At 69.1% G+C, this 23,201-nt stretch carries 21 protein-coding genes and 1 other RNA gene; 18 read left to right on the top strand and 4 right to left on the bottom strand.

Annotated features, from left to right (window positions below):
* Positions 1-185: 185 nt before the first annotated feature.
* The 5 genes from AB0B68_RS12835 to AB0B68_RS12815 are packed head-to-tail and all read left to right on the top strand — an operon-like array spanning position 186 to position 6,437.
* Entirely contained in the window at positions 186-2,267 is a 2,082-nt protein-coding gene (locus AB0B68_RS12835) for a DUF1800 family protein (protein WP_357194637.1), read from the top strand.
* A gap of 8 nt (positions 2,268-2,275) precedes the next feature.
* Positions 2,276-3,658, top strand: a complete 1,383-nt coding sequence (locus tag AB0B68_RS12830; protein WP_357194634.1) for a DUF1501 domain-containing protein — start codon at positions 2,276-2,278, stop codon at positions 3,656-3,658.
* On the top strand, positions 3,655-5,073 hold the full coding sequence (locus AB0B68_RS12825; protein WP_357194632.1) for a ferredoxin reductase family protein: 1,419 nt from the start codon (positions 3,655-3,657) through the stop codon (positions 5,071-5,073). The genes AB0B68_RS12830 and AB0B68_RS12825 overlap by 4 nt, the downstream gene beginning before the upstream one ends.
* 13 nt (positions 5,074-5,086) lie before the next feature.
* Entirely contained in the window at positions 5,087-5,665 is a 579-nt protein-coding gene (locus tag AB0B68_RS12820) for an FMN-binding protein (protein WP_357194629.1), read from the top strand.
* 49 nt (positions 5,666-5,714) lie between these two features.
* The gene (locus AB0B68_RS12815) at positions 5,715-6,437 is read left to right on the top strand and encodes an FAD:protein FMN transferase (RefSeq protein ID WP_357260118.1); all 723 of its coding nucleotides are present in this window, start codon (positions 5,715-5,717) and stop codon (positions 6,435-6,437) included.
* 399 nt (positions 6,438-6,836) lie between these two features.
* Here AB0B68_RS12815 and AB0B68_RS12810 read toward each other — a convergent pair whose 3' ends face one another.
* Complete coding sequence (locus AB0B68_RS12810; protein ID WP_357260115.1) at positions 6,837-7,508, bottom strand: bifunctional DNA primase/polymerase; 672 nt, start codon at positions 7,506-7,508, stop codon at positions 6,837-6,839.
* 248 nt (positions 7,509-7,756) lie between these two features.
* On the opposite strand from AB0B68_RS12810, the gene AB0B68_RS12805 reads away from it, so the two are divergent.
* From AB0B68_RS12805 to mctP, 7 genes are all read left to right on the top strand, one after another.
* Positions 7,757-8,986 (top strand): helix-turn-helix domain-containing protein, encoded by a 1,230-nt coding sequence (locus AB0B68_RS12805; protein WP_355008845.1) that lies wholly within the window; start codon positions 7,757-7,759, stop codon positions 8,984-8,986.
* Positions 8,987-9,002: 16 nt separating this feature from the next.
* A complete protein-coding gene (locus tag AB0B68_RS12800; protein ID WP_238690551.1) occupies positions 9,003-9,575 on the top strand; it encodes a flavoprotein in 573 nt (190 codons plus the stop codon).
* A gap of 82 nt (positions 9,576-9,657) precedes the next feature.
* Entirely contained in the window at positions 9,658-10,530 is an 873-nt protein-coding gene (locus AB0B68_RS12795) for a Nif3-like dinuclear metal center hexameric protein (protein WP_357259882.1), read from the top strand.
* Entirely contained in the window at positions 10,520-11,257 is a 738-nt protein-coding gene (locus tag AB0B68_RS12790; RefSeq protein WP_355008848.1) for a C4-type zinc ribbon domain-containing protein, read from the top strand. Before AB0B68_RS12795 ends, AB0B68_RS12790 begins: the two co-directional genes overlap by 11 nt.
* A 3-nt stretch (positions 11,258-11,260) precedes the next feature.
* Positions 11,261-12,409: a bifunctional RNase H/acid phosphatase gene (locus tag AB0B68_RS12785; RefSeq protein WP_357259879.1), complete on the top strand. Its 1,149-nt coding sequence runs from the start codon at positions 11,261-11,263 to the stop codon at positions 12,407-12,409.
* 153 nt (positions 12,410-12,562) lie between these two features.
* Complete coding sequence (locus AB0B68_RS12780) at positions 12,563-12,805, top strand: DUF3311 domain-containing protein (protein WP_238680505.1); 243 nt, start codon at positions 12,563-12,565, stop codon at positions 12,803-12,805.
* Entirely contained in the window at positions 12,805-14,454 is a 1,650-nt protein-coding gene (gene mctP, locus AB0B68_RS12775) for a monocarboxylate uptake permease MctP (protein WP_357259876.1), read from the top strand. The genes AB0B68_RS12780 and mctP overlap by 1 nt, the downstream gene beginning before the upstream one ends.
* 185 nt (positions 14,455-14,639) lie before the next feature.
* Here the strand turns inward: mctP and AB0B68_RS12770 are convergent, their stop codons facing one another.
* Complete coding sequence (locus AB0B68_RS12770) at positions 14,640-15,185, bottom strand: helix-turn-helix domain-containing protein (RefSeq protein WP_357259873.1); 546 nt, start codon at positions 15,183-15,185, stop codon at positions 14,640-14,642.
* An 86-nt stretch (positions 15,186-15,271) separates the two neighbouring features.
* Between AB0B68_RS12770 and AB0B68_RS12765 the strand changes: the two genes are divergently transcribed.
* Complete coding sequence (locus AB0B68_RS12765) at positions 15,272-16,162, top strand: NmrA/HSCARG family protein (RefSeq protein ID WP_357259870.1); 891 nt, start codon at positions 15,272-15,274, stop codon at positions 16,160-16,162.
* A gap of 180 nt (positions 16,163-16,342) precedes the next feature.
* Here AB0B68_RS12765 and AB0B68_RS12760 read toward each other — a convergent pair whose 3' ends face one another.
* Positions 16,343-16,804 carry a MarR family transcriptional regulator gene (locus AB0B68_RS12760; protein ID WP_357194607.1) on the bottom strand — a complete coding sequence of 154 codons (462 nt, stop codon included), beginning with the start codon at positions 16,802-16,804 and terminating at the stop codon, positions 16,343-16,345.
* A 54-nt stretch (positions 16,805-16,858) separates the two neighbouring features.
* On the opposite strand from AB0B68_RS12760, the gene AB0B68_RS12755 reads away from it, so the two are divergent.
* On the top strand, positions 16,859-18,082 hold the full coding sequence (locus AB0B68_RS12755) for an MFS transporter (RefSeq protein ID WP_357259867.1): 1,224 nt from the start codon (positions 16,859-16,861) through the stop codon (positions 18,080-18,082).
* 16 nt (positions 18,083-18,098) lie between these two features.
* On the opposite strand, the gene AB0B68_RS12750 is transcribed toward AB0B68_RS12755, so the two are convergent.
* Entirely contained in the window at positions 18,099-18,860 is a 762-nt protein-coding gene (locus AB0B68_RS12750) for a sulfite exporter TauE/SafE family protein (protein ID WP_357259864.1), read from the bottom strand.
* Positions 18,861-18,952: 92 nt separating this feature from the next.
* Here AB0B68_RS12750 and AB0B68_RS12745 point away from each other — a divergent pair, with 92 nt between their 5' ends.
* From AB0B68_RS12745 to AB0B68_RS12730, 4 genes are all read left to right on the top strand, one after another.
* Positions 18,953-19,237, top strand: a complete 285-nt coding sequence (locus tag AB0B68_RS12745) for a hypothetical protein (RefSeq protein WP_357259861.1) — start codon at positions 18,953-18,955, stop codon at positions 19,235-19,237.
* A complete protein-coding gene (locus AB0B68_RS12740; RefSeq protein ID WP_357259858.1) occupies positions 19,234-19,620 on the top strand; it encodes a hypothetical protein in 387 nt (128 codons plus the stop codon). Before AB0B68_RS12745 ends, AB0B68_RS12740 begins: the two co-directional genes overlap by 4 nt.
* A 176-nt stretch (positions 19,621-19,796) precedes the next feature.
* An RNA gene (gene rnpB, locus AB0B68_RS12735) (RNase P RNA component class A) lies at positions 19,797-20,212 on the top strand.
* A gap of 1,098 nt (positions 20,213-21,310) precedes the next feature.
* Positions 21,311-23,065: a tetratricopeptide repeat protein gene (locus AB0B68_RS12730; protein WP_357259855.1), complete on the top strand. Its 1,755-nt coding sequence runs from the start codon at positions 21,311-21,313 to the stop codon at positions 23,063-23,065.
* Positions 23,066-23,201 lie beyond the last annotated feature (136 nt).

The following is a 23,201-nucleotide window of genomic DNA, read 5'->3' as shown; positions in this document are numbered from 1 at the left end:
CCGCCCGCCGCCGAGGTCGCACTGAACGCTGTCTTAAGTGCCCTCCCGAGTGGGTTCCGGCCACCTTGAAGGGCCATGGGGCCTTGGTTACTTTGCCGTAGCAACCCCCTCAGGCAACAGTCGCCGCACCTGCCGCACCTGCCCGGTAGCAGCTTCCGGCGCTCATCAGAAATCGGGATTGGTACATGGCCGACCAGAATGTGCCACCACGTCGACCGCGGGACGACCGCGGTTGGGACGGACATCAGCACCCCAGCGCTGACGGCTACGGCGACCCCCACCCGCCGGCGCCCTACGGCTACGACTCGCCCCACCCCTACCAGGGCGGCTACGCCGCGCAGGCCGACCCGCGTGAGCAGTACGCCGGGCAGCCCGCGCCCGCTCCGCGCGGTCCGCAGTGGGTCGGCCCGGAGGGCCTTGGCCGCCCGGCCCCGGCGCGACCGGCCGGCACCGGACTGCCCACCCTCGACGATGACAACGAGCCGGATCGCAAGGTCGGCCGACGTAAGGCGATGGTGGCCCTCGGCGGCACTGCCGCCGTCGTCGCCGGTGGCGCGGCGCTCGCCATGACCCCGCAGATCCGTGGCCTCTTCGGCGACGACGCGGTGGCCGGCGACGCGACCGGCAGCACGGTGACCGACGGCACCGCGGCGCGGCCCAGCGGCCAGCAGCCCAGCACCGTGCGTACCTACACCGAGCAGAACGAGAGCTACATGGGCTCCCGGGCCGGTGAGGCGCTGAAGAAGAACGCGCCGGCCGGCGGGCGGACCTACTCCGGCCCGGCCGCCGCCGCGGCGGCGACCACTGTGACAGTGAAGACGGTGCTGGCCAAGGACCCAATCCTGCACCTGGCCCGGCGCGCCACCTTCGGCGTGACGCCCGCGGTGGTCGCCGACATCAAGCGCGAGGGCATGGACGCCTGGATCCGCGCCCAGCTGGACCCGGGGAAGTTGGAACCGAGCAAGGGTGAGCTGAAGCTCGCCGAGCTGCCGACCCAGAAGCTCTCCGTGCAGCAGCTGCGCGACCAGCGGGACAAGCTCAACGAGCAGGACGCCCACCCCGAGCGGGAGATGGTCGACGCCACCATCGCCCGGCAGATCTGGTCCAAGCGCCAGCTGTTCGAGGTGATGGTCGACTTCTGGAACGACTTCCTGCACGTCGCCGCCGACTTCGACGGCGGTGAGGTGTACCGCAACTCGTTCGACCAGGACGTCGTGCGCAAGCACGCGCTGGGCAGCTACCCGGAGATGCTGGTCGCCGCGAACAAGCACCCGGCGCTGCTGATCTACCTGAACCAGAAGGACTCCCGCAAGGACGCGATCAACGAGAACCTCGCCCGGGAGAACCTCGAGCTCTACTCGGTCGGCGTCGACGGCGGCTACAAGGAGCCCGACGTCCGGCAGGCCGCCATGTTGCAGACCGGCCGCGGTGTGGACGACAAGGGCAAGTACGTCTTCCGCCCCGAGCAGCACTACGTCGGCAAGGTGAAGATCCTCGGTTTCACCCACGCGAACAACTCGGCCGACCCGAAGAAGGCCGAAGCGGCGATCGACGCGTACATCACCTACATCGCGACGCACCCGTCGACGGCGAAGTACGTGGCGCAGAGCCTGGCCACCCGGTTCGTCTCGGACACCCCGCCGAAGTCCCTGGTGGACCGGCTGGCCAAGACGTACACCACGAACAAGGGCATGATCAAGCCGGTCCTGATGACGCTGTTCTGCTCCTCGGAGTTCTGGGCCGGGGTGGGCCAGAAGGTGCGCCGGCCGATGGAGTACCTGGTAGCCACGTACCGCACCCTGGGCGTCTCGCCGGAGGCGTCGCCGAAGCACAACAACGGCGACAGCAAGCGCACCGCGTACGCCCGGGGGCTGCGCCAGATCCACGACAAGATGCGCGAGCTGGGCCAGTCCCCGATGGGTCACCCGACCCCGGACGGCTACCCGGACGTCTACGTCGCCTGGACCTCGGCCGGCACGATGGTCAACGGCTGGAACGAGGCGGGCGAGATCCTCGCCGGCTACCGCACCACCTTCACGTACACGGCGCCGGAGAAGCTGGTCGCCAAGCCACCGGCGACGGCCGGGGCGTACGTGGACGCGCTCTCCCAGCGGCTGGTAGGCCAGAAGTTGAGCACGCGGGAGAAGAACCTCATCCTCGGCGTGGCCGGTGTGGCGGCGACCACCAAGGTCGACGCCACGTTCAACGGGGCCATCACCGCCGTCGCGCGGGCGATCCTCGCTTCCCCCCAGCACCACCTCCGGTGAGGCACCCGATGGAGAAGACTGTGTACAACTCTTTCCCCCTGCACCCCGAATGCCCCGACGTGCGCCGGCTGGCCGACAACCCGGCCGAGGCTCTGCTGCGCGCCGAGGCGGACATCGTCGCCGCCGAGAACGCCGCCGAGTTCGACAGGTACCGCACCCTGGAGAACCTGGAGGAGGCCCAGCAGGACGGTCGCGGCGTGACCCGGCGGACCTTCGTCGCCGGTGCCGCGGCCACCGCCACCGCGCTGGCCACCGCCCAGTTCGTCACCACCTCGGCGTCGTTCGCGGCGACCAAGACCGGCACCCTGATCCACGTCTTCCTCTACGGCGGGCTGGACGGCCTGAGCCTGATCGCGCCGGACAACGACGCGGTGCTCAACAAGGCCCGGCCCGACCTGCTGCTCGGCAACGACTCGCTGGCCCTGGGCCGCGGCTTCAAGCTGACCAGCGCGTTCAAGCCGCTGGAGAAGTGGCTCACGGCCGGTCAGCTGGGCTTCATCCCGGCGGTCTCCGACGAGCGGCTGTCCCGCAGCCACTTCCAGGCCGCCGACGCCTGCAACCTGGGCGGGCTGCCCAACGAGACCGGCGGCCGGGGTTGGCTCGACGGTCTGGTCGACAACCTGGGCAAGGGCACCGCGTTCCGCAGCGTCGGCATCGGCAGCACGCTGCCCCGCTCGCTGGTCGGCAACAACGGCGCGCTCTCCCTGAACAACGTCGGCTCCCTGCGGCTCAACGGTGACGAGCGGTTCCGGGCCGCCACCGAGAAGGCCATCAAGGGGCTCTTCACCGGGATCAACCACCCGGTCGAGGAAGCCGTGCAGGAGGGCATGGGCGCGCTGGCCACCGCCCAGAAGCTCGCCGCCAAGCCGTACCAGCCCGCCGAGGGCGTCAAGTACGAGGGCGTCGGCAACGCGTTCCAGCAACTCGCCCAGCTGATCAAGGGCGGTGCCAACGTCCGGGTCGCCACTGTCGGCATGGGTGGCTACGACACCCACGAGAACCAGGGCACCCGCGAGGGCGGCCAGCTGCACCGCCGGCTCAACGAGCTGGCCAACGCCATGGCCGCCTTCTTCACCGACCTCGGCCCGAAGGCCGCCGACGTGACGATCATGGTGTCCAGTGAGTTCGGCCGTCGGGTCGGCTCCAACAACAACGGCACCGACCACGGGCACGGCGGCGTGGTCACCCTGCTGTCCGGCAAGAAGCTGGCCGGTTCGCTGCTCGGCACCTGGAACGGTCTGGACAAGTTGGACTCCGGTGACGTGCCGGAGTACAACAACATGTTCAACGTCTACGGCGCGGTGGCGCAGGGCCGGTTCGGGCTCACCAACGCGGAGGTCGACAAGGTCTTCCCCCGCCAGAAGTACGCCCCGATGAAGCTGTACGCGTGACGTACCCGCACACCCACGCCGCCGGCCGTCGTACCGGGACCTCGTCCCGGCACGGCGGCCGGTCGGCTGCGCCCGTACCCCCGCAGATCCCGGCCCGGCGCGGGCCCGGCGGCCGACGGCTGTTGGGCGTGCTGCTCCTGGTCGGCCTGCTCGCCAGCGTGGTGCCCTGGTGGCTGGGCACCCCGGCCGGATCGCTGCGGACCACAGCGGCCACCCTCACCTCCGCCGGCCGGATCACCGGCCTGGTAGCCGGCTACCTGCTGCTCGTGCAGGTGCTGATGATGAGCCGACTGCCGGTGCTGGAACGGTGGATCGGCGGCGAGCACATGGCCCGCTGGCACCGGGACATCGGCGCCACCCTGCTGGTCACCGTGCTGGCGCACATGTCGCTGATCCTGGTCGGCTACGCCGACCTGCGTAATCAGTCGATCCTCGCCGAGGTCGGCACGTTGCTCGGCGACTACGAGGACATGGTCTCGGCGTTCGTCGCCACCGGCATCATGATGCTCGTCGGGTTCAGCAGCATCCGGGCGATCCGGCGGGCGCTGCCCTACGAGATGTGGCACCTGCTGCACCTGTCCAGCTACCTGATCCTGCTGCTCGGCTTCGGCCACCAGTTCACCCACGGCGCGCAGCTGTACCGGCCCGGCCCGGTGCGCACCGGCTGGATCGCGCTCTACGTGCTGGTGGTCGCCGCCCTGCTCTGGGGCCGCGTGATCGCACCGCTGGCGTTCAACCTGCGCTACAAACTGCGGGTCGCCGACGTGGTAGCCGAGAGCCCCGACACCATCTCCATCTACCTCACCGGGGAGCGGCTCGACCGGCTGGCGATGCTCGGCGGCCAACACTTCCGCTGGCGGTTCCTCACCCGGGGCTGCTGGTGGCAGTCGCACCCGTTCTCCGTCTCCGCCGCCGCCAACGGCCGCTGGCTGCGCGTCACCGTCAAGGTGGTCGGCACCCACACCGCCGACCTGCGCGACCTGGAACCGGGCACCCGGGTCTGGGCCGAAGGCCCCTCGGGAACCTTCACCGCCGCGCACCGGCTCCGGGAACGGGCGCTGCTGATCGCCGGTGGCAGCGGCATCACGCCGATCCGGGCCATGCTGGAGGAGCTGCCGCCGGGCGCGGCGCTCATCTACCGGGCCCGCACACCGGCCGACGTGCTGCTCAGCCGCGAGTTGGACTGGCTGGCCCAGGAACGCGACACCTCCGTCTGGTACGTCATCGGCTCCCGCGACGACCCCGGCCCCCGCCAGCTGATGAGCCCGGACGGGCTGCGGCAACTGGTGCCCGACGTGGCCCGGCGCGACGTCTACCTGTGCGGGCCGCCCGGTCTGGTGGAACAGTCGGTGCGGGCGCTGCGGCGGGCCGGCGTGCCCCGACGGCAGATCCACCTCGCCACGTTCGAGCTGTAGGAAGGGCATCCCCATGCGTCGCGCGCTCCTCGCGATCACCGGCCTGGCCGCCAGCACCACCGCGCTCGTGGTGTTCAAGGGCTCGCCCGGCACCAGCCAGGTCGCCCAGAACCTGCCGACCGCCCAGCCGGTCAACCCCACCCCGCAGGATGTCGAGCCGAGCGTCGACCCGTCGGGCGGGGCGCCGAAGCCGTCGGTGACTGCCGACGCGCCCTCTTCGCCCAAACCCACAAAGAGCACCGGCCGTCCGTCCGGCACCCGCACCACCACGAAGGCCGCACCCCGGACCACCACCAAGGCACCCCAGTCGACCACCCGCCGGGTCACCGGCAACGGCTTCGACAACGAGTACGGGTACGTGCAGGTGCAGATCGTCGTCTCGGGTAACCGGATCGTCGAGGCCGTCGCGTTGTCGCTGCCCAGCGGGGGTGAATCCGACATCCACAGCGGCGACGTCCGCAACCGTTACGACGGCAGGGGCGGTGAGGTCGTGCAGAAGCAGAACGCGAACCTCAACACCGTCTCCGGTGCCACAGAGACCAGCAACTCCTACAAGCAGTCGCTGCGGTCCGCCATCGAGCAGGCATTCTGACGTGCGGGCCACGCTGACCCGACCCGGGCTGTGCCGGGTCGAACAGATCATGGGTACGACGATCACACTGGACCTCGCCGACGACCTGCCACCGGCGACGCTGCGCGGGCTGGCGGATGAGGTCTTCGCCTGGATGCACGAGGTGGACGCGCGGTTCAGCACCTACCGGCCGGACAGCGAGGTCTGTCGCTTCGACCGTGGTGAGGTGCTGCTCTCCGAAGCGTCCGCTGACCTGCGGTACGTGCTGGAGACCTGCGCCGACCTCTGGGGTGCGACCGACGGGTTCTTCGACGCGTACGCCACCGGTCGGCTCGACCCGTCCGGCTTCGTCAAGGGCTGGGCCGCCCAGGTCGCCTCAAACCGCCTGGTCGCCGCCGGTGCCGTCAACCACTGCGTGAACGCCGGCGGCGACGTACGGGTGCGGGGTCTGTCGCCGTCCGGGGAGCCGTGGCGCATCGGTATCCGGCACCCGTGGGACGCGATGGCGGCCTGCCTGGTGCTCAGCGGGACCGATCTGGCGGTGGCCACGTCCGGCGTGTACGAACGCGGCCGGCACGTGCTGGACCCGCGCCGGGGCGCACCGGCCAGTGGGCTGCGCTCGGTGACGGTGGTCGGCACCGACCTCGGGGTGGCCGACGCGTACGCCACCGCCGCCCTGGCCATGGGCACCCCCGGCCTCAACTGGCTGGCCCGCCTGGACGACCACACCCACGCGGTGATCACCGACAACGCCCGCGAGTACCACTCGTTCAACCTCCCCCTGACCGACTAGCCCGAGCCCCGCACGCCCCCGCCCCCCGCGCGCCCTCTCGCGCCCGCGATCTTGCACTTTCGGTTGGTGATCTGTCCCTTTGCGTGGAGATTGTCGGGACAGAAAGTGCAAGATCGCGGAAAGCTGGGCGGACTAGCGGAGGGGGCGGTGGGTTCCTGCTGGGCGGGAGCCGGTGGGGCGTGGGCGGCCGGGGCGGGACCCGGACGGTCGGGTGCCGGCCCAGCGGCGCCCCCGGTGACTGCGCCGGGGCGGCTCGGTGCCGCCGGGGTGAGGCGCTCTGTCGTTTGTGGACATCGTTCCCCCGTTCGTGGCGCGCGTTCGCACCGTCCCCCTGTCAACGAGTACCGACGCCTCGGCGACGCTGTCGGGCACCGGATCGAATCCTCGACCGGGCCGGTTTCACATGCCGCGTCGGGGCAGTGGCAGGTGACCGGGGAGCAGGTCGGGGGCGAGCGTCACCCCGGCGGCGCGCAGCGCCCCGATCAACGTGTTCTGCACAAGGTACGAGTCCGGAAGCTGCCAGCGCGCCTGCTCCGGGGCGACCGCCCAGCGGACCGTGCCCTCGGGCAGCCGGGTGGGCGGCGCGGGGATCCACGAGCCCGGCCCGTGCCGGACCACGTGGAAGCAGTGCTCCAGCTCCGGCCTGAGCGGGTCGCCGGGGCGGACCAGGAACATCCACCGCCCGGTGGGAGTGACCAGCACCGGTCCGCGTACGCCGGTGCCGGCCGGGTGGATATGGATCGCGTCGAGCACGTGCCGGCCGAGGTGGGCGGGCACCTCCAGCACGTCGAAGGCCCGGCCGGTGGGCAGCAGCACCCCGTGCGGTCGGTTCCGCCACCAGGTCGCCACCCGGGCCGGGTCGGCGCTGGCGGCCAGTTCCCAGTTCTCCAGGGCGGGGTGGCAGCCCACTGTGGGGCAGCCGGCCCGCCCGCAGACGAAGCGGCTACGGGCCAGACAGGCGCCCGGGGTGACTTCCCAGCCGTGTACCGCGTACCGGATGGCGACCCGGCGCAGCCGGACCCGTTCCAGCGGCGACAGTTCGGCAACGCGCGGTACGACATTCCCCCACATGTGTGCCAACTCCTCTCGTCGGGCCCGGCGTTCGCCAGGTCGCATGTCGAGCACCGTCACTGCCGTAACCCACGATCGTTGAGGTTGACGAACGGCTCGTGCAACTTGCACGAAAAGTACGAGGACTACCTGTCCGGCTGACGTACATCCTGTGCGACCAGCCAAAACCTGAACACGAACGGCAGTCGCCGCACCCGCGGACATCGCCCCGACTCGATTGGTCGTCGGTGGCAGGGGAGGATGGGGAGATGGACGAGCTACCCATAGGACGGCGAGTTGCCTACTGGCGGGGGCGGCGCAAGATGTCGCAGCAGGTCTTCGCGGACCGGCTGGGCAAGTCCAAGAGCTGGGTGGACAAGGTCGAACGCGGTGTCCGCCGGTTGGACAAGTTCTCCGTCCTCTACGAGATCGCCGACATCCTCCAGATGGACGTGCAGCTGCTGATGGGCAAGGACCCGGAGCGGCGCGCCGACGCCCTCAACTGCATCGACCAGGTCGAGGTGCAGGAGATCCGGGCGGCGCTGGAACGCTACGACTCGATGAGCGCGTACTTCGACGCGGCGCCGTACCCGCCGCCGATGGACGACATGCGCAAGGCCGTCAACCACGCCTGGCTCACCTACCAGTACGGCCGCTACGGGATGCTCACCCGGGCGCTGCCGAAGCTTCTGCGCGACGCTCAGGCGGCCGACGCCGCCTACGGCGGTGAGCAGGCCGCCGAGGCGGCCCACCTGCTCGGGCAGGTCTACCAGATCGCCTCCTCGGTGCTGCGCAAGCTCGGCGAGTGCGAGCTCGCCTGGTTGGCCGCCGACCGGTCGATGGCGGTGGCCCAACGGGCCGACGACCCGCTGCTCGCCGGGATCGCCACCACCCGGGTGTGCAACGCCCTGGTCGCGATGGGGCGCGCCCGTCCCGCGCTGGAGCTGAACGTCCAGATCGCCAACCGGCTGGCACCGGGTGGAAGCAACGCGGTCTCCCCGGCCCGCCTCTCCGTCTACGGGATGCTGCTGCTCCAGGGTGCGATGGCCGCGTCCCGCATCGGTGACTCGGCCAGCGTCGACGACCTGATCAACTGCGCGCAGGAGGCCGCCACCCTGCTCGGCGGCGATTACAACCACTACTGGACGTCGTTCGGCCCGACCAATGTCGAACTGCACCGGGCCGCCGCCGCCGTGGAGCTGGGCGACGGGGGGCGGGCCGTGGAGGTGCACCAGTTGCGCATCGCGGAGCCCGCCTTCAACGCGCTGCTGCCCGAGCGCCGCGCCCACCACCTGCTCGACATCGCCCGCGGCTACGCCCAGATAGGTGACGTGGCGAACGCCGGCGAGATGCTGCTGCTCGGTGATCGGCTCGCCCCGTCGGAGATCCGCTGCCGGCCGATCGCGCACGAGGTGATGTCCGACATCCTCCGTCGCACACGTGGTGCGCCGCCTTCTCCGGTAGCGGAGTTGGCTGAGCACATGGGAGTAGGGGTATGAGCGCGGAGCCGGTCTGATGGCCGGTGCAGCGCACAACAGCGGGCACCGTGAGGTGCTCTACGTCATCGCCTGCGGCTCGCCGCTGGCCCGGCACGTCGGTCGTCTGGTCGATCTCGCCCAACAGGACGGTTGGGACGTCTGCGTGGTCACCACGCCGGACGGCGCGAAGTTCGTCGACCAGTCGGCCCTGATTCGGCAGACCGGCCACCCGGTGCGGACGCACTACAAGAACCCCGGTGACCCGGACGTGCTGCCGCCCGCCGACGCCATGATCGTCTGCCCGGCCACCGTCAACACGGTCAACAAGTGGGCCGCCGGGATCACCGACACGCTGGCGCTCGGGCTGCTGGTCGAGGCGCAGGGCAAGGGCGTCCCCATCGTGGCGGTGCCGTACACCAACGCGGCGATGGCCTGCCACCCGGCGTTTCGTGCCGGGGTGGCCCGGTTGGCAGAGTGGGGCGTCACGGTGCTCTTCGGCGACGATGTGATCGCCCTGCACCCGCCCGGAACGGGGGAGCAGCACCTGCACGCCTTCCCCTGGGCGATGCCGCTGGCCGCATTGCAGACCGTCTCCTGGAGCGCCGCGTAGCGCGTCCGGCAGATCTTCCACCCGACGCGGCCGGGCCGGGTGTCACCGCCCGGCCGCCCCGACGCCGGTAAGCTGGCCCGCCGTGAGCACAAGCGGATCCGCCCCCACAGTCAGCGACGTGGTGGCCGCGCTGGAACGGCGCTTTCCGCCGGCCTGGGCGGAGGAGTGGGACCGGGTGGGCCTGGTGCTCGGTGAGCCGGCCGCTCCGGTCCGCCGGGTGCTCTGCGTGGTCGACGTGGTGCCCGAGACGGTCGACGAGGCCCTGGCCGCCGAAGCGGACATGATCGTTTCGCATCATCCGCTGCTCCTGCGCGGGGTGTCGTCGGTCGCCGCGACCACATTCAAGGGGCGGATCATCCACCGGTTGATCCGGGCCGGGACGGCGCTGTACGCGGCGCACACCAACGCCGACGTGGCCTCCCCGGGCGTCTCCGACGCCCTCGCCGCCCGCTTCGGGCTCACCGGTCTGCGCCCACTCCAACGACCCGCGCCCGGCTCGCCCGCCCACGGCGACGACAGGGGTTTCGGCCGGATCGGCGAACTGCCCGAGCCGATGACCCTCGCCGAGCTGACCCGGCACGCGGCGGCGGTGCTCCCCGTCACGTCCTGGGGAGTTCGCGCGGCGGGGGATCCCGGGCGTATGGTTCGTACCCTCGCCGTCAGCGGCGGGTCGGGGGACAGCTTCCTCGGCGCCGCGACCGCCGCCGGGGTGGACGCGTTCCTCACCGCCGACCTGCGGCACCACCCGGCCGGCGAGCACCTCGCCGCCGATGGTCCCGCCCTGATCGACGCCGCCCACTGGGCGACCGAACGACCGTGGCTGGATGACCTGGCCGCCTTCCTCAGGGAGGCGCTGGACGTCGAGACGCTGGTGTCCGACCTGGATACCGACCCGTGGACCGTGCACGCCGCCGCACCCGTTGTGGACGACAAGGAGCCCGACCGTGAAGGCTGACCCTCAGGTGCAGCGCCGCCTGCTCGACCTCCAGGCAATCGACACCAACCTCGCCCAGCTCGCCCACCGCAGGCGGACGCTTGCCGAGCGGGCCGAGCTGGAGTCGCTGGCCCGGGAGCTGTCGTCGATGGAGGACGAGCGGGTTCGCGCCCAGGTGGCGGTGGACGACCTGGACCGGGACATCGCCCGGTTGGAGAAGGACGTCGAGCAGGTCCGGGCCCGCAAGGAGAAGGACGAGAACCGGCTGGCCGCCGGCACCGGCCCGGCCCGCGAGCTGGAGGCGCTCCAGCACGAGCTGGTCTCGCTCAAGCGCCGCCAGGGCGACCTGGAGGACGCCGAGCTGGAGCTGATGGAGCAGCGGGAGACCGCGCAGGGCGTACTGGACGGCGTGGAGCAGCGGCTGGCCGAGACCCGGGACAAGCGGGCCGCGACCGAGCAGCGCCGCGACGAGGCGCTGGCCGAGATCGCCAAGGAGGAGGAGTTCAAGCGGGGTGCGCGTCAGCCGCTCGCCGGCGATCTCCCGAGTGATCTGGTCAACCTCTACGACAAGATCCGCGAGGACACCGGGCTGGGTGCCGCGCTGCTCACCGGGGGTCGCTGCGGCGGGTGCCGCCTGGACCTGTCCGGCGCCGACCTGGCCCGGATCCGCAAGGCCGCCCCCGACGACGTGGTCCGCTGCGAGGACTGCCGACGGATCATGGTCCGTACCAACGAGTCGGGCCTGTAGGTCGTGGCGCCGCGCGTCGTCTCCATCGAGGCCGACGGTGGATCCCGGGGCAACCCCGGCCCCGCCGGCTACGGCGCTGTGGTCCGTGACCCGGAGACCGGCGAGGTGCTCGCCGAGCGCTCCGAGTCGCTCGGTACGGCCACCAACAACGTCGCCGAGTACCAGGGCCTGATCGCCGGGTTGACCGCCGCCGCCGAGCTGGGCGCCGCCGAGGTGGACGTCCGGATGGACTCCAAGCTGGTGGTCGAGCAGATGTGCGGCCGGTGGCAGATCAAGCACCCCGGCCTGCGGCCCCTCGCCGCCCAGGCCGCCGCGCTGGTGGGCCGGTTCAGCGCGGTCCGGTTCAGCTGGATTCCGCGCGAGCAGAACCGGCACGCCGACGCCCTCGCCAACGCCGCCATGGACGCCGCCGCGGGTCGTCCGTCGGCGACCGCGGCCCCCGCCCGTCCCGAGACGACGCCCGCCGCCCCGATCGTCGGCAGCGACCCGGCGACCGCTCCGGCGTCCTGGGAGCCACGGCCGTCCTTCACCGCCACCCGGCTCATCCTGGTCCGGCACGGCGAGACCCCGTACACCGAGCAGGGGCGTTACTCCGGGCGCGGCGACGTGCCGCTCTCCGAGCGTGGCCGCGCCCAGGCGCAGGCCACCGGCGCCCGGGTGGCCGAGCTGGCCCCGTCCGTCGCGGCCGTGCTCAGCTCACCGTTGTCTCGGTGTACGGCCACCGCGGCGTCGATCGCCGGGGCGCTCGGTGACGTGCCGGTCCGCACCGACGACGACCTGATCGAGTGCGACTTCGGCCAGTGGGAGGGGCGCACCTTCGCCGAGGTGCGCCAGCAGTGGCCGGGGGAGATGGACGCCTGGCTCGCCTCACCCCGGATCGCGCCGCCGGGCGGGGAGTCGTTCACCCAGGTCGCCGAACGCGCGCACCGCGTCATCAGAGGGCTGCTCACCGCGTACCCCGGTGAGACGGTGGTGGTCGTCTCGCACGTCTCGCCGATCAAGCTGGTGCTGCGTGACGCCCTCGCGGCCGGCGACGGCTTCCTGCACCGGCTCTTCCTGGACGCGGCCGGCATCTCGGTGTTCGACATGTGGCCCGACGGCGGCGTGGCGGTGCGCACTGTCAACGACACCGCCCACCTCGCGGCCCTCTGAGCCGCTCACCCTTCGGCTGGTGGCCTGCGCCGTTCGGCGCAGGCCACCAGCCGTTCGGCGCAGCACCTTCCGAACGGGTCACGTGACGCCCATCACAAAGTCATAGCCTCCGGCCGTTGCATCGAGAGCCACGACTCCCCGGAGGTGTGTCAGATGGCTGCACCCGAACCGGAGGCGCCGCCCACGGCGCCGACCAGGGCAAAGGACCACAGCCCCTGGAACTGGTTGCTCTTCATCCCCATCGTGGTGCCGCTGATCCCGGCGTTCTTCAATGGCGACTCGCCCCGGGTCTTCGGCTTTCCGCGCTTCTATTGGCTGCAACTGGCCTTCATCCTGCTCGGCGTCGGCACCACCACGTTGGTCTACCAGATGACGAAGAAGCGGGGTGGTTCCTGATGTGGCGCGACCATCTCACCGAGATCATCGTCTTTACCCTGCTGTTCCTGCTGGTCAGCGTGATGGGCTTCGTGGCGGCCCGGTGGCGGGCACCGAAGGACATGGCGCACCTGGACGAGTGGGGGCTGGGCGGGCGCAGCTTCGGCGGCTGGATCACCTGGTTCCTGGTCGGCGGTGACCTCTACACCGCGTACACCTTCGTGGCGGTGCCGGCGTTGATGTTCGGTGCCGGCGCGGCCGGGTTCTTCGCGGTGCCGTACACCATCGTCATCTACCCGCTGGTCTTCCTGGTGCTGGTGCGGCTCTGGTCGGTGTCGCACCGGCACGGGTTCGTCACGCCGGCCGACTTCGTCCGCAACCGGTTCGACTCGCCGGTGCTGGCGCTGCTGATCGCGATCACCGGCATCGTGGCCACCATGCCGTACATCGCGTTGCAGTTGATCGGCATCGAGGCGGTGCTCAAGACGATGGGCGTCACCGGCGACAACGCGCTGGCCCGACACCTGCCGATCATCATCGCGTTCGCCATCCTGGCCGCCTACACGTACCAGTCGGGGTTGCGCGCGCCCGCGTTGATCGCGTTCGTCAAGGACAGCCTGATCTACATCGTGATCCTGGTGGCGGTCATCTACCTGCCGTACAAGCTGGGCGGCTGGGGTGACATCTTCGCCGCCGCGGACGCGAAGTTCGACGCCTCGCCCAATCCGAACGACGGCATCCTGCTCAACGGCAACAACCAGCTTCAGTACGTGACGCTGGCGTTGGGCTCGGCGTTGGCGCTCTTCCTCTACCCGCACAGCATCACCGGTGTGCTGGCCAGCCGGAACCGCGACGTGATCAAGCGGAACATGTCGGCGCTGCCCGCGTACAGCCTGCTGCTCGGGTTGATCGCGCTGCTCGGCTACATGGCCATCGCGGCCGGCGTGAAGCCGCTGCCCGGTGCCAAGGAAGGCACTGTCGACAGCAACACCGTCGTGCCGTTGCTGTTCGACCAGCAGTTCCCGGACTGGTTCGCCGGTGTCGCGTACGCGGCGATCGGCATCGGCGCGCTGGTGCCCGCGGCGATCATGTCGATCGCGGCGGCGAACCTGTTCACCCGCAACATCTACAAGGAGTACCTGAAGCGGGACGCCTCCCCGGCCCAGGAGGCGAACGTCTCGAAGATCACCTCGCTGGTGGTCAAGGTCGGCGCGGTGGCCTGCATCGTCTTCCTCGACCCGCAGTTCTCCATCGACCTCCAACTGATCGGTGGCGTGATCATCCTGCAGACGCTGCCGGCGGTGGCGCTGGGCCTCTACACCCGTTGGTTCCACCGCACCGGCCTGATCGTCGGCTGGGTGGCCGGCATGGGGCTGGGCATGTGGATGCTCTACCAGGTGGCCAGCCCGACCCGGAAGCACTTCGGCGGCTCCGCGTTCCCGCTGTCGGAGTTCGGGTTCGACACGACCAAGACGATCTACGTCGGCATCGTGGCGGTGGCCGTCAACCTGGCCGTCGCGGCGCTGGTGACGCTGGCACTGCGGGCCGCGAAGGTCGAGGAAGGAGTCGACGGCACCGAGCCGGACGACTACTTCGCCGACGAGGGCGACCCCCGCGTAACCCCGGGCACCGAACGCGACGCAGACCCCACCCGCGAACCAGTCGCCTAACCCCGGGGCCCCGGGCCCCGGCCCGCCCCTTCCGGGCCCGCCCCTTCCGGGCCCGCCCCTTCCGGGCCCGCCCCTTCCGCGTCGATCATGGAGTTGTGGTGCCTGGTTGATGACTGTTCATGGCAGTCGTCCCCCACCACAACTCCATGATCGACGACGCCTGAGCCTCACGAGCCTTTGTGGAACTACTCGCTCCGGTCTTCCGACCCGATTCCCTTGAGGGCGAGGGTCAGCAGTTGTTCCGCCTTGGGCGCGCCCATCGGTTGCGCCGCGAGTGAGATGCCGTTGGCGAGGATCATCAGGTCGGCCATGGTGACGTCGGGCCGTACCGAACCCTCGTCGACGGCTCGGCCTAGCAGCGGTTCACCGGCGGCGACGAGCATCGCGCCGCAGGCCTCCGTCTCCTCGGGGGGCTCGTTCAGGAGAGATTCCGCGAGGCCGCGGGTTGTCGTGGCGTACGCGGTGACCTCGTGCAGCCAGGTCGTCAGCCCGTCGAGGGCGTCCGGCGCGGCGAGCAGATCTCCGGCACGCGCTGCCAGGTTGCGGACGCACCCGCGGAAGACCGCCTGGAGCAGCGACCACCGGGTGGGGAAGTGCCGGTGCAGGGTCGCCGAACCGACCCCGGCGGATCGCGCGATCTCCTCCAGTGAGGCGTACGCGCCGTCGCGGGCGATCGCCTCGGAGGCAGCCTTGACGACGAGGTCGTAGTTGCGCTGCGCGTCAGCTCTCATGGCCCGCCTTGCAGAAGTGGGGTGGTCCCCCGTATCGTAGCCGACTGGAAGTGGGGGACCACCCCATTTGTTTCTCAGGAGGCATCGTGGCTGTTCTCGTCATCGGCGCGACCGGTAAGCAGGGCGGGGCCACGGCCCGAGCGCTGCTCGACAAGGGCGTCCCGGTCCGTGCTCTGGTCCGTGATCCCGGCGCCGACAGCGCCCAGGCTCTGCGGGATCGGGGTGCCGAACTGGTCACCGGCGACCTGGACGACGCGGAGTCGCTGTTCGCCGCGGCCGACGGCATGGATGGCCTCTTCTCCATCCCATATCCCGACGTGACGGACATGCAGGGCGACGCGGAGGTGACCCGCGGCCGCAACGTCGTCGAGGCGGCGCGCCGGGCCGGTGTGTCGCACGTCGTGCACAGCAGCGTCTCGGGTGCCGGCGACTTCCACCGCAACCAGCCCGGATGGGCCGAGGGCCGGTGGGACCGGCACTACTGGGAGAGCAAGGCGACCATCGACGAGATGGTGCGCTCTGCTGGCTTCGCGCACTGGACCGTCCTGAAGCCCTCGACCTTCATGGAGAACCTCGTCGGCTGGTCCTACCTCTTCGGCGACTGGTCCAGCGGCACCATCATCACCGGCTTCGCCGCTGACACGCGGATGCCGTGGATCGCCGTCGACGACATCGGGGAGGCCGCGGCGATCGCGTTCACGAACCCGGGGAAGCTCGACGGCCAGGACGTCGAACTCGCCGGCGACCTGCTCACCATGACCGAGGTCGCGGCCACCCTGAGCGAGGTCACCGGCCGGGAGATCGCCGCTCCCGTGCTCACCCCGCAGGAGGCCGTCGAGCGCGGGCTGCTGCCCGCCATGGTCAAGGCGGTCGAGCAGATCAACGAGAACGGCAGCCCGGCCCGTCCGGAGATGGCCCGCGCCCTCGGCCTGCCCACCACCGACTTCCGCACCTGGGCGCGGCGAACGTTCTCCTGAGAACCGGCCGGTCGCGGATCGGGGGGTTCACCGCGCCAAGATCGCGCTCGATCCTTGTTGTAGTGGTGTTGGGCCGCGCGGCAGGCCACTACAACCAGGATCTTGCGCGATCTTGGCGGTGGGAGGGGCTTGTAATGCGGCCGGACGGGGTGATGGGCCACCACGTAAAGGCAGGCGCGCTCAGCGGCGGCGGTTGCGGTCCACCAGGGCCTGGTTGAGGCGGCCCAGCAGCCGTGCCAGGGTCTCCCGGTCATCGGTGGTCCAGTCGGCCAGCATGTCCCCGTAGAGCCGGGTGCGGGCGGCCTGGACGGCCGCCATCCGTTGCAGACCGGTCGAGGTGGGGGAGATGACAGTGCCGCGCCCGTCGGACGGGTCCGGGGTACGGGTGATCAGGCCGTCGCGCTGAAGCGCGGACACCTGCCGGGTGACTGTCGAGCCGTCCAGGTTGAGCCGGGCGGCGAGCGCCGAGACGTTCTGCGGGCCCGCGTCGGCAAGGTGGCGCAGGATGACGTACGCCGCGCGGTCCAGCACCCGGTGCTCGGCGGTGCCGGTGGCCCGTCGGGTGGCCTCGCCGAAGCGCATCAGCAGGGCCACCTCGGTCTCGATCTGGCCGAGGGTGCTCTCGTCACTGTCGTCGCTCATAGCTGTATCATACAGAATAAATACCTGTACGATACAGCTATCTGAGGAGTCGGAGTGGATCGGCGTTCCGAACCGAACCGCAGTGCCATCTACGCCACCACGCTGGTGGCCTTCCTCGCCATCGCCGGCATCGCCGTCGTCGACCCGATCCTGCCCGCCATCGGCGAGGCGATCGGCGTCACCGCCTGGCAGGTCGAGCTGCTGTTCACCGCGTACATCGCGGTCATGGCCCTTGGCATGATCCCGGCGACGCTGGCCAGCGGCCGGTTCGGCTTCAAACCGGTGCTCATCACCGGCGTCTCCGTGGTCGGCCTCGCCGCGATCCTCGCCTCGTTCAGCGACAACATCGTCCAGCTCTCCGTGCTGCGCGGCGTCTGGGGGCTGGGCAACGCGATGTTCTTCGCCACCGCCATGGTGGTGCTCGTCAACCTGGCCGTCGACAGGGAATGGGTGGTGGGCCTCTTCGAGACCGCCCTCGGCCTCGGCTTCGCCGTCGGACCGCTGATCGGCGGCCTGCTCGGCGAGGTCAGCTGGCGGCTGCCGTTCTTCGTCTGCGGCGTCTTCATGGTCCTCGCCCTCGGCGTGGCCTCCCGCAAACTCCGCGAGCCCACCAACCGGCAGGCCCCGGTACGCGTCGGCCAGATCTTCGCCACCTACCGCCGCCCGGCGTTCATCGCCCTCTGCGTGGTCACCGCCGCGTACAACTTCGTGTTCTTCGTGGTGCTCGGCTACACGCCGCTCTTCCTCGGCCTGGACGTCATCCCGCTGGGGCTCGCCTTCACCGGCTGGGGTCTCGGCCTGGCCGCCGGCATCATGGTGATCGGTCACCGGCTGGCCCACCGCATCGGCGCGGTACAGACCGTCGGCGTGGCCATCGCCGGGCTGCTGGTCTGCATGGTCCTCTTCGCCACCTCCACCAGCACCGCCGAGGCGCTCGTGGTGCTGGTACTCGCCGGACTCTGCATGGGCCTGGCCAACGCCAACCTCACCGACCTGGCGCTCGGCCTCGGCTCCAGCGACCGGCGCGTCGCCACCGGCGCGTTCAACCTGGTCCGCTGGGGCGCCGCCGCGCCGGCACCGATCATTTCCGGCAAGCTCGCCGAGCAGTCGCTGGCGCTGCCGTTCTGGGTCGGCTTCGGGGTGCTCGCCGTCGGCGTGCTCGTCTACCTGGCCTCCGCGCACCTGATGGCCGCCGGCTACGGCGAGCGGGTGCTCTGGTCCCGCTGGAACCGCGCCGCCGCCGACACCGAACACGAGCCCGTCGGCGAGACCTACTGACCGCCCGCGCGGGCGGTCAGTGCAGGGCGCGCCAGAGCAGGTAGAGGCCGATCGTCGTACCGAACACCACGATCACCGTCTTGAGCACCACCGGCGGCAGCCGGCGGACGAGCCGGGCGCCCGCGTACCCCCCAATAAGGGTGGCGGGCGCGACCACCGCGACCGCCGCCCAGTTCAAGGGGCCGAACAGGGCGAACACCACGAGCGTCGTCAACCCCACCACCGCGGAGAGCAGATTCTTGATCGCGCTCACCCGCGCCAGGGTCGCGTCCAGCACCAGGGCCAGCCCGGCCACCAGCATCACGCCGAGCGCCGCACCGAAGTACCCGCCGTACACCGCACCGAGCGCGACCATCGTCTGCACCGCGATCGTCCGCCGGCGTGGCGACAGGTCCCGGGGGTGACCGACCAGGCGGCGCAGCGGGTCCTGGAAGGCCAGGACCGCTGTCGCGCCGAGGACCAGGAAGGGTACGACCAGCTCGAACGCGCGGGCCGGAGTGGCCAGCAGCAGCAACGCCCCGAGAATCGTGCCCACGATGGTGGTAGGCACCAGCGTGGCCAGCGCGCGGGGGCGCGGCAGGTCCTGCCGGCTGCCCGCCACGCTGGCCAGGTACCCGGGGAAGACGGCGACGGAGTTGCTGACGTTCGCCGGCACCGGGGGCAACCCGATCGCGATCATCGCCGGAAAGGTGATCAACGAACCGCCACCGGCCACCGCGTTGACAGTGCCAGCGGCGAGACCGGCGGCGAGCAGCAGCGCGGCGTGGGAGAGATCCATAGCCCCACGAGGCTAGTACGCGCGCCGAACCCGTCGTGAGCTGGCCGGCGAGGCGGAACAGGGCAGCGGTATACCGGTCGTATATTCCGGTCGTGGATACCACGATCACAGTCGACACCGAGGTACGCGACCGCTTGGTGCTCCTGGCGAACGAACGTGGAACGACCATGCGGGACCTCGTCGCCCAGCTCACCCAGGCGGCACTCACCGCCGACGAACTGCGCGACCGCGCTGCGCGCGCGGAGCAGTACGTCCGACTCAAGATCGCTTCCGACCTCAGCGCCGATGACCTCACCCGGGGCGAGGACGTCTGGGCGGCCGTCGAGGCTGGCAATGTCCCGGAATCTCTAGCCGAAGATGGCCGGCGGGCGGCGTGATCGAGGCCGCGGTCATCCTCGACCACGCGGCGGTGCTCGCGTTCGGTGCCGGCAACCCGGCGCTCTCCGGACTCGTGGTCACCGCACACAGGGGTGCGGGGCGGCACGTCCAGGCGCCGGCGCTCTGCCTTGCCGCAGCCACCTCCGCCCGCCCGGCTCTGGGAGAGCACATCGGTGCCCTACCAGCGCTGGAGGTCGTCGAGCTGGGCTACGCGACCGCTCTGCTGGTGGGGCGTCTGCTACGTCAAGGTGTGGACTGGCAGCTAGCCCATGCCGCCGCGCTGGGACGTCCCGACGCCGAGTGGCCCACCGGGCGTCCGGTCCTCACCGAGCTGCCGAAGGCGTACGCCGGAACCGGTGTCGTGACGATCAGCGTGAACTGACCGGTCACTACCCAAGGTCCATCTCCACGCGCTGCCGTGCGGGCCGAGTCTGTCGAGGGCCCGCCTGCGGGGCAGGCCTGCGCGGGAACCCGCCTGCGGGGCAGGCCTGCTTGGCACCCGCGTGCGGGGCGGCAATAGGCGCGCGAGCGGCGTCGTTAGGATGAGAGCGCGACGGACGAGTCGACCGGGCGGCCGCGTCGGCGGGCTTCGGCCCGCCGCCGAGGAACGTCCGGACTCCACAGGGCAGGGTGGTTGTTAACGGCAACCCGGGGCGACCCGCGGGACAGTGCCACAGAAAACAGACCGCCGACCCCAACGGGGACGGTAAGGGTGAAACGGTGGGGTAAGAGCCCACCAGCACCCCGGGTGACCGGGGTGGCTCGGTAAACCCCACCCGGAGCAAGGCCAAGCAAGGGCCGTCACCGCAAGATGACGACCCGGCGCAGACGCTTGAGGGCTGCCCGCCCGATGTCTGCGGGTAGGCCGCTGGAGCCTGCCGGCAACGGCAGGCCGAGATGGATGGCCGCCGCCGGCGCAAACCCCTCGGGGTACGCGCCGCGCACAGAATCCGGCGTACAGGTCGACTCGTCCGTCGCCCACCAGCTCAGCGGCCTCGATCAAGGCTAGAAACTGATTCTCTATTGGGTGCCGTTGGTTGACCTTGGTCATTGTTGGGTGGCGTGTGCCGGCCCAGGCCAGGGCCTGCGAGGCGGCCTGAGCGCAGGGTCAGTGGACACTTCGAGCCGGGACGGCGTATCGCCTCGTCCTGAGGGCCGTCCGGTGGCTTGACGAGGCATCTGGAGGTGCCGTCGGTTGTCGCGAATGCCGGCATGCCCTGGCGATAGGAGTGGTACTCGATCCGGCCACCCAATGACGGTAGACGGAGGCCCTGGCACGCGATTAGGTCGATCCGTTGGCATGCGTCACGGGCTCGCTGGGGCTGGTCCCCCTGGAGGGCGGATTGTGTCCCGTTGGTTGTCGGGGGCGCACCGCCCCTATGCCGAAGGCGACCGGGGCGGCTTGCCGCCGGTCGGGCTGGCCGCCCCGCACCGCGAAGGGCGGTGCGGGGCGGGACTTTGTTTAAAAAGACCGACTCGGCAGCACAATGGCTTTGAAGTTAGAGATGGCTATGAGTGGGGGCGTGTTCAAAGTCTATTTGCTTGAGGGTCGCTCTCGCCGGTGCTTGCCGACAACTCGGCCTTCCGCCTCTTCTGGTGATGCCGAGTCATGTCTCCTGCGTGTAGAGATAACGAGAGTTAGAGCACGAATAAGAGCGACTGCAACTTCAACAACATCCTTGAGGCTCTCTGTATCAAGGTCGGGTAACAACTCCAGTCCTTTCTGGTCGCGTTGCACACCTTCAAGGAAAGAGTGGTGCAGCTCGTCCGGCCACTGTGCGGCCGAAGTCGTACGAGCCGGGCCGCAGTCGAACGTCCGGCTCCCGTCCGTCGATCGGTCTCGGCTGTTCCAAAGTGTCCGGACAGCAACTACAGTCGTCCGGGACACGACCGGACGATGTGGGACGTTGGAGGCGGGCATGCTTGCAGACCCGGGAGCCGACTTGGAGCAGGTGCTGACCCCTGAAGACTTACGTCTTGCTCTAGTCCGCCTCCACGTACGGGCGGGGAGGCCTTCGTATCGTCAGCTTGAAAGCTGGGCCGCCAAGCAGCGTTCGTCAGGCAGCCGTGAGATGTCACTACCGAAGAGCAGCCTGTCGGAAGTGCTTGCCGGCAAACGTGCGATCACGAAGCCGATGCTGAATACGTTCATTCGAGCGTGCGGCGTTTCCGATGCCGGTGAGATTCAGCTGTGGCTAAATGCGTGGAGCCGGGTCGTGTTGGCTGGTTTGAAGCCGGAGAATTTAAAACAGGCGTCATCCGAGACGCACGTGATAGAGCCTGCACTATCTCAGCGGGTTGTCGCTCAGCTCATCCGGCTAACGGGCATCGCTGCTAATTGCCAGGAGGGGCAGCATCAGAGCGTGGCAACCGAAATAGTTGAAGTTGTCGAATCTCTAAAGCTGATCGTTGAGCCAGCTCGCAGGGATATCATTCCCTTGCTCGAGAAGCAGGGAATTTATCATCTCGGCATCGGCTCTCACGAGAAGGCGCAACACGCGTTTGAAGCGTTACTCGACGCGTGCCGGGCTGAGTATGGCGACAGCCCTCAAACTACAAATGCGAAGTATCACCTAGCCAAGACGCTCCGAATGCGGTGGAAACTAGATGAAGCGTTGGCATTATTGGATGCCCCGACAAGGACTTTGATCGCGCGGGGCGTCGATCGTGGCGTAGCGATGCGCAGCGCGTTAGAACTGCAAACAATACTGCGTCGCCTGAAGCGACCCGATGAGGCATTGTCGGTCTGCAAGTCAGCAATCGAGAGGCGGGAGTGGGCAACCGCCGGTGGGGACAAAGATTACTACCTCCTGTATGTGGCGTTAGCGGAGCTTCAAGCTGAACAGGGGCAATTCCGCGACGCGCAGAGCACTTTCGATCGTTTTCTCTATATGGCTCACAATTCGGGCAAGGTCTCAACTGATGTGATGCTCCGTGGGCTGCACGCCTATCTGCCGCTGCTGCGGAAGATATCGTCGTCGACGGCGGGCGACACTATTCAGCGCGAGATCTGGGATCTTGAGTACAAAGCCCTGGCCGCAGAATTGCGTGACGAACTTTCAGGGGTTTTAGGCGTTGCTGGGAAGATTGGGATCTGGGTCAACCTGAAGGCTCATGCGCGTCAAGTCATGGAGACGACGCTAGCCGTCGCTAGGGAGCTGTTCGGACACGATCGCGCTCAACTACTTAAGCCCCTCGAGGCACTCGCTGAGTTTCACAAAGCTGAGTCCGAGTTCGCCGAAGCTCGCCTACTTTACGAAGAGATATTTGAGATTTCGGTGGGTCTTTACGGTCGGTACAGCCGACAGGCACTCTACGCCGCATGGGACTTGCAGGAGGTACTCGGCTCGTCCGGCGACCATGAGGCCACGTACTCGAATGGTCTAGCAGTATTGGACATAGAAAGAATGGCGCAAGGAGTGGGTAGTCAGGACACAATCGATACGATGATCGAAGTGGGCCGACTTGCGTTAGTGACTAGCCGCCCGCACGACGCGCTTTCGCACCTAACTGAAGCGCAGGGTTTGTTAGAGCGAAACAAGGAAGATATTTATCAATACGCTGCGATTAGTTGCTTCGTCAATCTGGCAGCAACATATTCTGCATTGGGTGACTCGGAGGCCGCCAACTCTGCGCTTGCAGAGGCCGTCGAGCGTTGCAGAACTCATGAAGCGGACTCGGCGTCGTTAACTGAAACTGTCGCGAAAACCGCAGCAGAACTAGGGCGCCGAGATTTGGCACAAGAGTTCTACGGACTAGCGCTTTCGTCTAGCGGTCCTGACGCTTCTGAGCAATTGCTGAGAACCTTGAATAAACTCATGGAGTAGTACTAACACTACTTACTTGCGGTAGGCCTGCCTGCTAACCTGCGCAAATTGGCGAACCGATACTGTATGGTGATTCGCCGTGCCTGCCGAAGGCGCGCTTGCCGGCAGTGCAAAGGGCGATGCATTGCTGGTCAAC

It is taken from the genome of Micromonospora sp. NPDC049049 (assembly GCF_040649115.1).
GTDB lineage: Bacteria > Actinomycetota > Actinomycetes > Mycobacteriales > Micromonosporaceae > Micromonospora.
The sequence above is the reverse complement of the archived record's forward strand: the minus strand, read 5'-3'. Positions and strand labels throughout refer to the sequence as shown.

Bases quoted from the DNA above. Each gene is read 5' to 3' on its own strand.
- AB0B68_RS12835 (WP_357194637.1), top strand. From the start codon at position 186: ATGGCCGACCAGAATGTGCCACCACGTCGACCGCGGGACGACCGCGGT.
- AB0B68_RS12830 (WP_357194634.1), top strand. From the start codon at position 2,276: ATGGAGAAGACTGTGTACAACTCTTTCCCCCTGCACCCCGAATGCCCC.
- AB0B68_RS12820 (WP_357194629.1), top strand. From the start codon at position 5,087: ATGCGTCGCGCGCTCCTCGCGATCACCGGCCTGGCCGCCAGCACCACC.
- AB0B68_RS12815 (WP_357260118.1), top strand. From the start codon at position 5,715: ATGGGTACGACGATCACACTGGACCTCGCCGACGACCTGCCACCGGCG.
- AB0B68_RS12810 (WP_357260115.1), bottom strand. From the start codon at position 7,508: ATGTGGGGGAATGTCGTACCGCGCGTTGCCGAACTGTCGCCGCTGGAA.
- AB0B68_RS12805 (WP_355008845.1), top strand. From the start codon at position 7,757: ATGGACGAGCTACCCATAGGACGGCGAGTTGCCTACTGGCGGGGGCGG.
- AB0B68_RS12800 (WP_238690551.1), top strand. From the start codon at position 9,003: ATGGCCGGTGCAGCGCACAACAGCGGGCACCGTGAGGTGCTCTACGTC.
- AB0B68_RS12780 (WP_238680505.1), top strand. From the start codon at position 12,563: ATGGCTGCACCCGAACCGGAGGCGCCGCCCACGGCGCCGACCAGGGCA.
- mctP (WP_357259876.1), top strand. From the start codon at position 12,805: ATGTGGCGCGACCATCTCACCGAGATCATCGTCTTTACCCTGCTGTTC.
- AB0B68_RS12770 (WP_357259873.1), bottom strand. From the start codon at position 15,185: ATGAGAGCTGACGCGCAGCGCAACTACGACCTCGTCGTCAAGGCTGCC.
- AB0B68_RS12760 (WP_357194607.1), bottom strand. From the start codon at position 16,804: ATGAGCGACGACAGTGACGAGAGCACCCTCGGCCAGATCGAGACCGAG.
- AB0B68_RS12750 (WP_357259864.1), bottom strand. From the start codon at position 18,860: ATGGATCTCTCCCACGCCGCGCTGCTGCTCGCCGCCGGTCTCGCCGCT.
- AB0B68_RS12730 (WP_357259855.1), top strand. From the start codon at position 21,311: ATGTCACTACCGAAGAGCAGCCTGTCGGAAGTGCTTGCCGGCAAACGT.